The organism is Micromonospora sp. NPDC005707 (assembly GCF_040631005.1).
Classification (GTDB): Bacteria; Actinomycetota; Actinomycetes; order Mycobacteriales; family Micromonosporaceae; genus Micromonospora.
Window position 1 is genome coordinate 326,085 of record NZ_JBEXYR010000004.1, and the last position, 12,255, is coordinate 338,339.

Here is a 12,255-nt window from a genome sequence, read left to right on the forward strand (position 1 = left end):
CGCTGCCCGTGTCGCTCTTTCCGGCCGGCCCGACGACACCGGCCGGGCCCCCGTGGGGACCCGGCCGGTGGTGTCGGAGCCGGTCGGCTCAGTGCTGGTGGCCGTGCTCGGCGAGCTTCTTGCGGACGTCCTCCATGTCGAGCTGCTCGACCTGCTCGATCAGGTTCTCCAGCGCCGACTCGGGCAGGGCGCCCGGCTGGGCGAAGACGATCACGCCGTCGCGGATCGCCATGATGGTCGGGATGGAGCTGATGTTGAACTTGGCGCCCAGCTCCTGCTCCGCCTCGGTGTCGACCTTGCCGAAGACGATGTCCGGGTGCTTCTCGGACGAGCGCTCGTAGACGGGGGCGAAGCGCTTGCACGGGCCGCACCAGTCCGCCCAGAAGTCGAGCAGGACGATGCCGTCGCGTTCGGTCACCTCGTCGAAGTTGGCCGTGGTCAGCTCAACCGTTGCCATTGCACTCTCCGATCAGCGCGGATTGCCTACGTCCCGTGGAACCAGGGTGGATGGCTTGGCATTCCCGTGACGTGCGCGACCAAACACTGCGCAGCGCCGCGGTGACGGAGAGACGCATCGAGCGAGGTCTGTTTACCCCCGTCCTGCGGAACGCAAGTGCACGACGCATTTGCGTGACGGGACGTGATGGGAGCGTTTCCATGGAGATCGCACGCGGTTCGCGCTACGAATCGGTAACTTGACGCTTGACAAGCGGGGATCCGGCCTGCGGAGATCGCTTGTGGAGTGATCACGAGTCACTACGCGTAGTGTTACGAAAAGATAAATGTGACGTCCGTCTCTGTCGTCACAGTACCGGCGTACGGCAGAATCTGTCGCATCAGAGCGTGGGCGGCGGGTGCCGGGGAGGGCCCCGCCGCTCATTGCGTCTCCACCCGGGTCGGTCCGGGTGTGACTTTTCCGCACCGGCTGCGCCCCGTCCACCGCCTTAACAAGCGGTAAGGCATGCTGTGCCGAACTCCATCGCCGCCCGTCGAAGGGACAAGGATGCAGTTCGGCCGCTACTACGAGGAGTTCGAGGTCGGCGCCGTCTACCGGCACTGGCCCGGCAAGACGGTCACCGAGTATGACGACCACCTCTTCTGCCTGCTCACCATGAACCACCACCCGCTTCACATGGACGCCCACTACGCCGAGTCGGCGAGCCAGTTCAAGCGCAACGTGGTGGTCGGCAACTACATCTACTCCCTGCTGCTCGGCATGTCGGTGCCGGACGTCAGCGGCAAGGCGATCGCCAACCTGGAGATCGAGTCGCTGCGGCACGTCGCCCCGACGTTCCACGGCGACACCATCTACGGCGAGACGACGGTGCTGGACAAGCGGGAGTCCTCCTCCAAGCCGGACCGCGGCGTGGTCGCGGTGGAGACCCGGGGCTACAACCAGGACGGCACGCTGGTCTGCGTGTTCCGCCGCAAGGTCATGGTCCCCAAGAAGGAGTACGCGGCCGCCGCCCTGCCCGAGGGCGTCGACCCCGAGCGGCCCAGCTTCCCCGAGCCGCGCTGACCTCTTCCTACGCCCGGAAGGGCCCCTTTGCCGATCCGTCGGGAAGGGGCCCTTTTCCCGTTCCGGGGCATATGCTGACGCCGGAGGTCACCATGAGCCACTCCGTCGCCGGAGAGCCGCCCTCTGCCGGCCGTCGTGCCGCACCGCTGACCACCGCCGTCTACTCCGCGGCCGAGTGGGACCTGCTGACCGACCTGCCCGGCCGGGTCCTCGTCGCCGCCGCCACGCCCGGGCCGGGCCGTCCGCCGCGCGGCGTCGCCGCCGGGCTCGCGGGGCTGGACGCGGTGGCCGCCGGCCGGGCCTTCGACAGCGACCTGATCCGGGCCGTGGTCGCCGCGATCTACGCCCGCCACGACGGCGCCGCCGACCGGGACGAGCGCCTCACCGATCTGGTCGACCTGCTCGCCGCCGCCCGGGCCGCGGTACGGGTCCTGCGGCGGCGCGCCGACCCCGCCGACTCGGCGGCGTACCGGCAGTGGGTGGAGTCGGTGGCCGCGCGCGTCTGCCGGGCCGGCGAGGCCGCACCGAGCCCCGCCGACCGGCGCTTCCTCGACCGGCTCGCCGGGGCGCTGGACCTCCGCTGACCTGCGGGCCCGTGGCGCCCGTCCCGCCGGTCGGGCCGTACCCTCTGCAGACCGTGACCGACGACCAGCTCGACGTGGGCGTGGGGCCGTGGCCCGGCGACCCGCCGGACGACCCGCGTTACGACCCCGAGCTGCTCGCCCAGGGCGACCGGCGCAACGTCGTGGACCGGTACCGCTACTGGCGGCGCGAGGCCGTGGTGGCCGACCTGGACCGCCGCCGGCACGACTTCCACGTGGCCGTCGAGAACTGGCAGCACGACTTCAACATCGGCACGGTGGTCCGCAACGCCAACGCCTTCCTCGCCGCCGAGGTGCACATCGTCGGGCGGCGGCGGTGGAACCGGCGGGGCGCCATGGTGACCGACCGCTACCAGCACGTCCGGCACCACCCGACCATTGAGGAGTTCGTGGCCTGGGCGGCCGGCGAGCGGCTGCCGGTGGTCGGCATCGACAACCTGCCCGGCTCGAAGCCGCTGGAGACCAGCACGCTTCCCCGCCGCTGCGTGCTGCTCTTCGGCCAGGAGGGGCCGGGGCTGTCCGAGGTCGCCCGGGACGCCTGCGACCAGCTCATCTCGATCGCCCAGTACGGCTCGACCCGCTCGATCAACGCCGGCGTGGCCAGCGGGATCGCCATGCACGCCTGGATCCGGGCGTACGCCGGGCCGCCACCGGACTGACCGATCCGGCCGCTCCGCTTGACGGCCCGCCGGTCCGGGGTGACCGTGAAGGCGTGAGTGTCGCGGTGAGTTGTCCCAGGTGCGCGGGGACGGTCCGGGAACCGGACCTGATGCACGGCGAATACCGGTGCCTGCGCTGCGGTCCCGTGCCGCCGCTGCACGTGCCGGAGCACATCGGCGCCGAGATCATGGCGAGCGTGGTGGAGCGGGTGGCCGCCGACACCGACCCGGCGGGGCGGCCGGGAATGCCGCTCTGGTGCCCGTGGCCGCTGCCCACCGGTTGGACGCTGACCGGGGTGGCCTGGGTGGGGGACGACCGCTCCGGGGTGCGCGCCACGGCGGTGGCCTGCGCCGGCCCGGCCCCGCTCGACGGTGGACCGGCCGACCTGCTCTTCGTCGCCGAGGAGCCGGGCGTCGGGCTGGGCTCCCGCCTCGCCGGCCTGCCCGGCCCCGACCCGGGGCCCGAGATGGCGGAGGCGCTCACCGATCCCGGCCCTGGTCACCCCGAACGGGTGCCGCACGCCAAGATCCGGGTGGGCGGCCATCCCACTCCACTGTGGCTCGTGAATTCCCCGACCGATCGAAGCGCGTACGCCGGCGAGGCTCGGGGAATGTGGCTCCATGCGATAGCCTGGCCGGCGAGTGCGGGTCACCTCCTCGCGGAAGAAGTCGTGCTGCACGACCTCACCGAGTGGACACCGCCCGAGCTCGTGTACGGCGCACCATCTCCGTACCTGCACGGGCGGGCCTGACCGGCCGGCACCGGCAAGTCGGGGAACAGACGCAGATATTCACTCTACGACACCATACTGATACTCTGGGTGCCGCTGCGGTAAACGGACCCGGCTCCGCGCGAGAGGATGGCCCGCTATGGTCAAGAAGGTCCTCACCTGGGCCGGCATCGCATTCTTGATCTTCTTCGTTGCCTACCGGCCCAACTCCGCCGCCGACGTGTTCAAGTCCCTGGGCGGCGGCATCATGGACATCGCGCAGGGCTTCGGCGACTTCTTCACCAACCTGGTCGCCTAGCCGCCCATGGGAAGCCCCTCCGGTCCACCCTTCGACCCGGACGACCCCGACCGGGAGCGCCGGGAGCGCGACACCGAGCCGATCCCGCGGATCGACCCCGACGACGGTCCGGGCTTCGGCTCCGGCTCCGGCTACGGTGGCGGCCCCTCCCTTTCGGACGACGCCGCCTTCGGTGACGGCCCGGGCTACGCCGGGGAGGGGCGGTCCGGCCGCGCCTGGATCCGCGACCCGGAGGCCGGCTACCAGAACCCGCAGATCTCCGAGGAGGAGCTGGCCGGCCTGCGTGCCGACGCCTCCGGCATGGCGCCGCGCCGGGTGCTGCCGATGGAGGACGAGCCGAGCGCGCTGGCGGCCCGCTACCTCTTCCCGACGGAGCGCTTCCGGGGCGAGTGGAAGCGGCACTGGGTCCACCTCTCCACGCCGATCATCGTCGGCATCGCGGCGACGTTCGTGCTCGGCTACCTCTCCGGCTTCCTCGCCGGGCGCGACGTCGGGGCGCTGACCACCGTCGCGGTGCTGCTCTGGTTCGCCGTGATGGGCTGGGTCGCCTGGCGGGTCGCCGACTGGTGGTACGACCGCTTCATCCTCACCAACAAGCGGGTCATGGTGGTCAACGGGATCATCACCCGCCGGGTGGCGATGATGCCGCTGGTCCGGGTCACCGACATGAAATACGAGCAGACCCCGAGCGGTCGCGCGCTCAACTACGGCACCTTCGTCCTGGAGTCGGCCGGCCAGGAGCAGGCCCTCCGGGAGATCAAGAACCTGCCCAACCCGAACGAGCTCTACCTCCGCGTCGTGGAGGAGATGTACGAGCCGCAGGCCGTCGAGGCGCGGATCGGCAAGGAGCAGGACGAGGCGAAGGCCGACGACGGCGCCTGAAGCTTTCTGTCCGAACATCGGAGGAACTGCGCACCTTTTGCCGTCGACCCACCCCGCTCTACCGTGGGAGCCTGCCAGGCAGGACGGGGTGTGGAGGTGGGCGTGGCGAGCAGGGATCCGCTGGAGGAGGAGTTCCGCGACTTCGTCGCGGCCCGCTCCGGTGCCCTGCTGCGCACCGCCTACCTGCTGGCCGGTGACTGGGCGACGGCCGAGGACCTGCTCCAGACCGCGCTGACCAAGACCTACCTGGCCTGGAAGCGGCTCGGCGGGATCGACGCCATCGAGCCGTACGCCCGCCGGGTCCTGGTCAACACCTCGACGAGCTGGTGGCGCCGGCGCTGGCACGGTGAACGCCCGACCGAGGTGCTGCCCGAGCGGGCCGGGGTCGACGAGATCGAGCAGCAACTCGACCGGGACGCGCTGTGGCGGCACCTCCAGGCGCTCCCGGCCCGGCAGCGGGCCGTGCTCGTGCTCCGCTTCTACGAGGACATGTCCGAGGCCCAGACCGCCGCCCTGCTGGAGATCTCCCCGGGCACCGTGAAGAGCCAGACCTCCCGGGCGCTGAACACCCTGCGCCGCCGGCTCGGCTCCGAGGCCGCCCTCGGCCTGCCGGCCGCGCCGGAGGAGAAGGCCGCGCCGCCTGCCCCGCCGCGGGTGGTCCGGCAGCCGGCCCCGCCCGCCCCGGCGCCGCCGGTGGTCCGGCCGGCCGCACGACCCGCCGCGGCTCCCGCGCGCCCCTCCGCGTCCGTCCCGGTGAAATCCCGATGAGCCGCACGCCGGAGGACTGCGACAACCGGACGGCCGGCCCGAAGCGTCCATTCCCCGTGACCGAGGACGAGCTGGAACGGGCGCTGCGGCAGACGCTGGCCGGCCGCGTCGCCACGTCCCGGCCGCTCGCCGCCGACCCGGCCGGCGCCGCGCTCCGGCGGGCCCGGGCCGCCGGGCGGCGCCGGACGCTGGCCGGGCTCGCCCTGGCCGGGGTGGCGACCGTGCTGGTCACCACCGGCATGGCCCAGCTCGGCGGGCCGACCGGGCACAGCGGCACGCCCACCGTCGTGCTCGGTGACCCGGGCGGGTTCGCGCCCTCACCGCTGCCCACCGCCAGCAGCCCGGCGCCCGCGCAGGGTCCGGTCCGCGCCGAGCTGGACCTGATCGCCGGCTCGCGGCTGGACACCAGCGGTGGCGAGCGCCGGGAACTGACCGGGTTGAGCGTCGTCGAGCGGGCACAGCGGGTCCCGGACTACGGCGGCTGGCTCATCACCTCGGCGGCCACCCCGGCCGGCCGTACCCTCTGGTGGGTGCCGCCCAACGGCAGCGACCCGCAGGTGCTGCTCGCCGGGGCGGACGCCGTCGTGGTGGCCGCCGACGGGCGGCAGGTCGCCTGGCGCGACGGCGCCTACCTGGCCGCGGCCGGCGTGGTCGGCGGTCAACTCCTGGCCAGCAGCCGGACGGCGGCTCCGGAGGGGGCGACGCCGATCGGCTTCGCCGGCGACGCCGTGCTGGTCCGGCAGCCCGACCGGGGCGGGGTCAGCGTCTGGCGGCGGCCGGCCGGTGGGGTGCCGGGCGCGGCGAACCCGGACGTGCTCGGCGTCTACGGCACGCTGCCCGACGGCCGGGTGGTCGGCCTGGTCTCCGCCGGCACGCCCCGGCAGCCCTGCGTGGCGCTGCTCGACCCGGGCCGCGAACTCACCCCCGTCCGCACCGGCTGCGGCCCGGCGGTGGCCACCGACGGTCTCGGCGCGGTCTCCGCCGACGGGCGGTGGCTGCTGCTCAACGCCGCGCCCAGGAACGCCCTGCTGGTCGACCTGGCCAACCTCGGCGCCGCCGCCACGACCCACCCGGCCGGCCCGGCGGTCGCGGGTGCGGTGGCCTGGACCCGCGACGGAGCGGCGCTGCACGTCGACGCCACCGGCGGCCTGGTCCGGGTCCGGCCCGACCGGGTGCTGGCCGGCGAGGCCCCCACCGCCTCCCGGCTCGACGGGGTGGCCGCGGGCGAGCGCCTCGTGGTGGTGGCCGACACCCGCTCCTGACCGGGGCGTAGCGTCGGCGGCGTGAGCGCCGCCGCCCGGATCGACCTGCACACCCACTCCACCGCCAGCGACGGCACCCTGAATCCGGCCGAGCTGGTCCGGGCCGCCGCCGCGGCCGGTCTCGACATCGTGGCGCTCACCGACCACGACACCACGGCCGGCTGGGAGCCCGCCGTCGCGGCCCTGCCACCCGGGCTCACCCTGATCCGGGGCGCCGAGCTCTCCTGCCGCTGGTTCGGCGTCGAGCCGGCGATCCCGCTGCACCTGCTGGCGTACCTCTTCGACCCGGCCGAACCGGAGCTGGCCGCCGAGCTGGCCCGGGTCCGGCGCGCCCGGGAGGAGCGCGGCGAGCGCATCGTCCGGCTGCTCCAGGCCGACGGGATCCCGGTGAGCTGGTCGGAGATCCTGGCCGGCGCCGCCGGCGGGACGGTCGGCCGGCCGCACATCGCGCAGGCGCTGATCCGGGCGGGGCTCGTCGCCACCACCACCGAGGCGTTCGGGCCGCGCTGGCTGGGCGAGCGCTACCGGCTGCCCAAGGAGGACATCGACGTGTTCCGGGCGGTGGCGCTGGTCCGGGCGGCCGGCGGGGTGCCCGTCTTCGCCCACCCCCGGGCCAGCCGGCGCGGCCGGATCGTGCCGGACGAGCTGATCGTGGACCTGGCCGCGGCCGGGCTGGCCGGCCTGGAGGCCGACCACGAGGACCACAGCCCGGCCGAGCGCGAGCACGTCCGCGCGCTCGCTGCCGAGCTGGGGCTGCTGGTCACCGGTTCGTCGGACTTCCACGGCACGCACAAGACCGTCCGGCTCGGCGCGTTCACCACCGGCGCCGGGGCGTACGAGCGGCTCGTCGAACTGGCCCGGGGGGTGACCCCGGTCGCTTCGAGCTGAAGCGTTCCGGCCGCCCGGCTACCGTGTCCGAGTGGATCTCAAGCTCTTCGGCGAGGTCTTCGTGACCCTGCTGGTGATCGTCGACCCGCCCGGCATGATGCCGATCTTCCTGGCCCTGACCGGCCCACTGGCCGCCCGCGACCGGAACCGGGCCGCCTGGCAGGCCGTCGCGCTGGCGCTCGGGGTGATCGTGGTGTTCGCCGTGGCCGGCCAGACCATCCTCGCCTACCTGCACGTCGACCTGCCCGCGCTGCAGGCCGCCGGCGGGCTGCTGTTGATCCTCGTCGCCCTGGAACTGCTCACCGGCAAGTCCGACGACCCGAACCAGCAGGCCACCAGCAACATCGCGCTGGTGCCGCTGGGCACCCCGCTGCTGGCCGGCCCCGGCGCCATCGTCGCCACCATGCTCTTCGTGCAGCAGGCCGGCGGGTTCACCGACTACCTCGCCATCGCCGCCGCGATCGTCGCGGTCATGGTCGCCGTCTGGGTGGTGCTGCGCTTCTCCGGCGGCATCGTCAAGGTCCTCCGGCCGGGCGGCATCGAGGTGCTGACCCGGATCGCCGGCCTGCTGCTGGCCGCCATCGCCGTGCAGCTCATCGCCGACGCGATCGCCGCGTTCGTCACGCAGTACCTCACCATGAGCTGAGCCGTCGCGGCGCTGTCGTACGCAGGTGGCAGGATCTCAGGCGTGCGACGACCCTCCCCGACCGGGCGACCCACCGGCGGCCGGCCACCCCGGCCCCGCGCCGAGCAGGCCGAGCAGCTCGGCTTCGAGGGCATGCCGGAGCGCCTCTTCGTCTGCACGCCCAGCAAGCTCGGCGCCTACACCGACTGCCCCCGGCGCTACCGCTACTCGTACGTGGACCGCCCCGCGCCGCCCAAGGGTCCGCCGTGGGCGCACAACTCGCTCGGCGCCAGCGTCCACACGGCCCTGAAGAACTGGTACGCGCTGGCCCCCGACCGCCGCCGCCCCGAGGTGCTGGGCACCCTGCTCAAGGGCACCTGGGTCCGCGAGGGCTACCGCGACGACGAGCAGGAGCGGGACGCGTTCCGCCGGGCGCTCTCCTGGCTGGAGTCCTATGTGGCGGGGCTCGACCCGGCCGACGAGCCGATCGGGGTGGAGCGGGTGGTCGCCGTGAAGACCGCCGTCCTCGCCTTCAACGGCCGCACCGACCGGATCGACTCCCGCCCCGGCCCGGACGGCCGGCCGGAGCTCGTCATCGTCGACTACAAGACCGGCCGCACCGGGCTCGACGGCGACGACGCGCGCGGCTCACAGGCCCTCGCGCTCTACGCCTACGCCGCCGAGCGCGTGTTCCGCCGCCCGTGCCGCCGGGTCGAGCTGCACCACCTGCCCACCGGCACGGTCGCGGCGCACGAGCACACCCCGGAGTCGTTGCAGCGCCAGCTCACCCGCGCCGAGGACACCGCGCGGGACATCATGGCCGCCGAGCGGGCCGTCGCCGACGGCACCGACCCCGACGAGGCGTTTCCCACCGAGCCGGGACCCCGGTGCGGCTGGTGCGACTACCGGCGCACCTGCCCGGCCGGCGCCCAGGCCCCGGGCAAGGAGCCCTGGGCGGCCGTGGAGCGCCACGCCGAGCCGGTCGCCGACCAGGGCTGACAGCCGCTGCTCAGGCCGCCGCGAGGCGGGCGGCGCGTTCCTTGGCGGCCTGCTGCAACGGGCCCTCCCGGTAGCGCCGCGGCACCGCCGCCAGGGCGAGCCGCAGGGCGCGCACGCTCAGGTCCGCCGAGAGCGCGGTGGTGGGCAGGCCGAGCCCGCCGTACAGCCGCTGGGCCCAGGCCGGCAGCAGCGCCAGCGCGGTGCCGGCGATCCCCAGGTACGCCCAGCGCGGCGGGCCTAGGTGCAGGCCGAGCCGCACGGGCAGGCTGAGCTTCCACGGGATCGGCGGGGCGGTCAGGAACAGCGCCGTCTCCGCCGCCTCCCTGGTCATCCGCAGCTCCGGCCGGATCCGGCGGTAGTAGTCGGCCACCTCGGCGGCGGTGCCCGGCACGTCGGCCGGGTCCAGCCCGACCAGGGCCGCCGCCCGGCGCTGCTCGGTGTAGTAGCCGTCCACCTCGTCGTCGGTCAGCGCGAGCCCGGCGCGCCGCGCGGTGCTCACGAACGACTCGACCTCGGTGACGTGCACCCAGCGCAGCAGGTCGGGGTCGTCGATCCGGAAGCGCTCGCCGGTGAACGGGTCGGTGGCCCGCATCCGGGCGTGCAGCGTGCGCAGCCGCCGGCCGGCCGCCTCCGCCTCGGCGGTGGTGCCGTAGACCGTCGTGGCCACGTAGGTGGCCGTGCGGACCAGCCGGCCCCAGGCGTCCGTGCGGTAGTTGCTGTTCTGGGCGACCCCCGCCATGGCGCGGGGGTGCAGCGCCTGGAGGTAGAGCGAACGCAGGCCGGCGACGATCAGGATCGGCTCCTCGTGCACCTTCCACGTGACCGATCCCGGACCGAACAGGCCGAGGTCATCGGAGTCCACCGACCAAGAGTGCCACGCCGGCCGCGGCGCGGGGATCGCTGCCAGCTCGAACGGGCCCGGCTCTCAGTCGTCGGCGGAGCGGCGGGCCTGGCAGGCCGGGCAGAGGCCCCAGAAGGTCACTTCCGCCTCGTCGACCTCGAAGCCGTGTGCGACGTTCGGATCGAGGCAGGGGGCGTTGCCGGTGGCGCAGTCCACGTCGGCGATCTCGCCGCAGCCCCGGCACACCACGTGGTGGTGGTTGTCCCCGACGCGGGCCTCGTAGCGGGCGGGGCTGCCGGCCGGCTCGATCCGGCGGGACAGCCCGGCCCGGGAGAGCGCGCCGAGCACGTCGTAGACGGCCTGGGTGGAGACCGAGTCGAGGCGCTCCCGGACCCGGCGGGTGATCTCGTCGACCTCCAGGTGACCGCCGGCGGCGAGCACGTCCAGCACGGCGAGACGCGGCCGGGTGACCCGCAGGCCCCTCGACCGGAGCAGCTCCTCACCCGTGGACATGCGTCCATGACAGCACGGTGCCTCGGGGCCGACAAGCGAGCGTGACCGCGGGTGGTTTGGGCCACAGGTGAACCGCGCCGGTGGCCCGTGCGTGTGTGGGTGTACGGAAGCGGGACGGCGGATCATCACGTCGTACGCTGGCCGCGCGATCCCGTCCACTCGCCGGAGGTGTCGGTGTTCAGGGAAGTCAACGGTCTGCCGGGCCACGTCCTGGTCATTCACGCCGCGGTGGTGCTGGTGCCGCTGCTGGCGTTGCTCTCCGTCGCCTACGGGGTGCTGCCCCGCTGGCGGCCCCGGATGGGCTGGGCGGTGGCGGTCCTCGCCGTGCTCACCCCGATCGTCACCTGGGTGGCGACCGAGTCCGGCGAGGCGCTGGAGGAGGTGCTGCGCGGCCGCGGCTACCCGCCCGAGGGCCTGCAGAAGATCCACGAGCACTCCGAGTACGGCGAGAACCTGTTCTGGTTCACCGTCGGGCTGGCCGTGGCGGCGCTCCTGCTGCTGCTGGTGACCAGCGGCCTCCCCCGCACCCGCGACCTGCCCCGCTGGCTGTCCCTGGTGCTCACCGCCATCGTCATCGTGCTCGCCGTCTTCGCGCTCATCTACGTCTACCTGACCGGTGACAGCGGCGCCAAGATGGTGTGGAGCGGCATCGTCTGACCGGGATCGGCCGGGCCGCCTCGGACGAGGCGCCCGGCCGGCTCAGAAGAGCAGGCGCGAGCAGAGCAGGCAGGTGAGCAGCACCAGCACGACGCCGACGACGGCGCCGATGCCGTAGGTGAGCCGCTGGGACTGCCCCTCGGCCTGATCCATGGTGGCCATGTCCTGCGGTGGCAGCCGGCGCGGCGGTGTCGGCTGCACGTGCACGGGCGGCCGCCACCCGGGCGGCGGCGGGACGGTCGGCGGCGGGCCCGCATACCCGGCCGGCGCGCCCCCGGGTCCCCAGCCACCGGCCGGCGCGGGCTGCCGCGGCCAACCACCGGCCGGGCCCGCCTGGCCGCCGCTCGAACCGGCCTGCCCGCCCCAGCCGCCGCTCGCCCCGGCCGACCCGCCCGAGCCGCCGCCCTGGCCGGGCCTCGCCCACGGGCTGTCCGTGTGGCCGGCGCGCGACCAGGGGCTGGCCTCCGGGGCGCCGCCGGGCTGGTCGCTCTCGGCCGCCGGGCCGGGGCGCCGGCCGGGCTCACCGGCCGGACCGGGCTGCTCGGCGCCGTGAGTCGGGGCCGGGCCGGCCGTTGGGTCCGGCGGACCGGGCTGGTCCGCGCCGGGCGTCGGGGCGGCGTCGGCCGGCTCGTCCGGGCGTCGCCAGATCTCGTCCTCGGGGCTGCCACCGCTCGGCGTCGTCACGCCGTCCGACGCTACCAACGCGCCGGCGGGTCGGCCGCCCGACTCGGCGGGCCACGGTGCCCGGCGTTGACGCTCGACGACCTGGCGGACGATGCACGCCCGAGCGGTCGAACTGTTCCGCTCGCGGCGGTATCCTTGCCGCTCGTGAGCGATCCCGGCATCCGTGTCCCGCGCGGCGACGACGACCGCGTGGTCGACCTCAGCGAAGATCTCGTGGTGCTGCCCGAGCAGACCACCGACGACACCGACCGCGGGTGGGGCGAGCGCTCCTCCGGCAACGACGACTGGCTGCTCGCCGAGCGCCCGCCGCACTGGGACTGAGCCCCG

Annotated in this window: 17 protein-coding genes; 13 read left to right on the plus strand and 4 right to left on the minus strand. The window is 74.3% G+C overall.

Annotated elements, in window-relative coordinates:
• Positions 1-88: 88 nt before the first annotated feature.
• Complete coding sequence (gene trxA, locus ABZ452_RS09395; protein WP_357940673.1) at positions 89-457, minus strand: thioredoxin; 369 nt, start codon at positions 455-457, stop codon at positions 89-91.
• 546 nt (positions 458-1,003) lie between these two features.
• Here trxA and ABZ452_RS09400 point away from each other — a divergent pair.
• From ABZ452_RS09400 to ABZ452_RS09450, 11 genes are all read left to right on the plus strand, one after another.
• Complete coding sequence (locus ABZ452_RS09400) at positions 1,004-1,519, plus strand: MaoC family dehydratase (RefSeq protein WP_091314480.1); 516 nt, start codon at positions 1,004-1,006, stop codon at positions 1,517-1,519.
• Positions 1,520-1,611: 92 nt separating this feature from the next.
• Positions 1,612-2,103, plus strand: a complete 492-nt coding sequence (locus ABZ452_RS09405) for a hypothetical protein (RefSeq protein WP_357940675.1) — start codon at positions 1,612-1,614, stop codon at positions 2,101-2,103.
• Between the two features lie 53 nt (positions 2,104-2,156).
• Positions 2,157-2,780: an RNA methyltransferase gene (locus tag ABZ452_RS09410; protein WP_357940677.1), complete on the plus strand. Its 624-nt coding sequence runs from the start codon at positions 2,157-2,159 to the stop codon at positions 2,778-2,780.
• 65 nt (positions 2,781-2,845) lie between these two features.
• Positions 2,846-3,532: a DUF6758 family protein gene (locus ABZ452_RS09415; protein ID WP_357940679.1), complete on the plus strand. Its 687-nt coding sequence runs from the start codon at positions 2,846-2,848 to the stop codon at positions 3,530-3,532.
• A 118-nt stretch (positions 3,533-3,650) separates the two neighbouring features.
• Positions 3,651-3,809 carry a hypothetical protein gene (locus ABZ452_RS09420; RefSeq protein ID WP_013283898.1) on the plus strand — a complete coding sequence of 53 codons (159 nt, stop codon included), beginning with the start codon at positions 3,651-3,653 and terminating at the stop codon, positions 3,807-3,809.
• A gap of 6 nt (positions 3,810-3,815) precedes the next feature.
• Positions 3,816-4,691, plus strand: a complete 876-nt coding sequence (locus tag ABZ452_RS09425) for a PH domain-containing protein (protein WP_357940681.1) — start codon at positions 3,816-3,818, stop codon at positions 4,689-4,691.
• 102 nt (positions 4,692-4,793) lie between these two features.
• Entirely contained in the window at positions 4,794-5,459 is a 666-nt protein-coding gene (locus ABZ452_RS09430; protein WP_357940683.1) for a SigE family RNA polymerase sigma factor, read from the plus strand.
• A 56-nt stretch (positions 5,460-5,515) separates the two neighbouring features.
• Positions 5,516-6,721: a hypothetical protein gene (locus ABZ452_RS09435; RefSeq protein ID WP_357940685.1), complete on the plus strand. Its 1,206-nt coding sequence runs from the start codon at positions 5,516-5,518 to the stop codon at positions 6,719-6,721.
• Between the two features lie 21 nt (positions 6,722-6,742).
• Complete coding sequence (locus tag ABZ452_RS09440) at positions 6,743-7,609, plus strand: PHP domain-containing protein (protein WP_357940687.1); 867 nt, start codon at positions 6,743-6,745, stop codon at positions 7,607-7,609.
• A 31-nt stretch (positions 7,610-7,640) separates the two neighbouring features.
• Positions 7,641-8,255 (plus strand): MarC family protein, encoded by a 615-nt coding sequence (locus ABZ452_RS09445; RefSeq protein WP_189193044.1) that lies wholly within the window; start codon positions 7,641-7,643, stop codon positions 8,253-8,255.
• A 132-nt stretch (positions 8,256-8,387) separates the two neighbouring features.
• A complete protein-coding gene (locus tag ABZ452_RS09450) occupies positions 8,388-9,233 on the plus strand; it encodes a PD-(D/E)XK nuclease family protein (protein ID WP_357941063.1) in 846 nt (281 codons plus the stop codon).
• Between the two features lie 10 nt (positions 9,234-9,243).
• Here ABZ452_RS09450 and ABZ452_RS09455 read toward each other — a convergent pair whose 3' ends face one another.
• Positions 9,244-10,095 carry an oxygenase MpaB family protein gene (locus ABZ452_RS09455; RefSeq protein ID WP_357940689.1) on the minus strand — a complete coding sequence of 284 codons (852 nt, stop codon included), beginning with the start codon at positions 10,093-10,095 and terminating at the stop codon, positions 9,244-9,246.
• 63 nt (positions 10,096-10,158) lie between these two features.
• Entirely contained in the window at positions 10,159-10,587 is a 429-nt protein-coding gene (locus ABZ452_RS09460; protein WP_262286943.1) for a Fur family transcriptional regulator, read from the minus strand.
• A 174-nt stretch (positions 10,588-10,761) separates the two neighbouring features.
• On the opposite strand from ABZ452_RS09460, the gene ABZ452_RS09465 reads away from it, so the two are divergent.
• Complete coding sequence (locus ABZ452_RS09465) at positions 10,762-11,244, plus strand: DUF2231 domain-containing protein (RefSeq protein ID WP_357940693.1); 483 nt, start codon at positions 10,762-10,764, stop codon at positions 11,242-11,244.
• 42 nt (positions 11,245-11,286) lie between these two features.
• Here the strand turns inward: ABZ452_RS09465 and ABZ452_RS09470 are convergent, their stop codons facing one another.
• Positions 11,287-11,928, minus strand: a complete 642-nt coding sequence (locus ABZ452_RS09470) for a hypothetical protein (protein ID WP_357940695.1) — start codon at positions 11,926-11,928, stop codon at positions 11,287-11,289.
• A 135-nt stretch (positions 11,929-12,063) separates the two neighbouring features.
• On the opposite strand from ABZ452_RS09470, the gene ABZ452_RS09475 reads away from it, so the two are divergent.
• A complete protein-coding gene (locus ABZ452_RS09475) occupies positions 12,064-12,249 on the plus strand; it encodes a hypothetical protein (protein WP_355053696.1) in 186 nt (61 codons plus the stop codon).
• Positions 12,250-12,255: the final 6 nt, after the last annotated feature.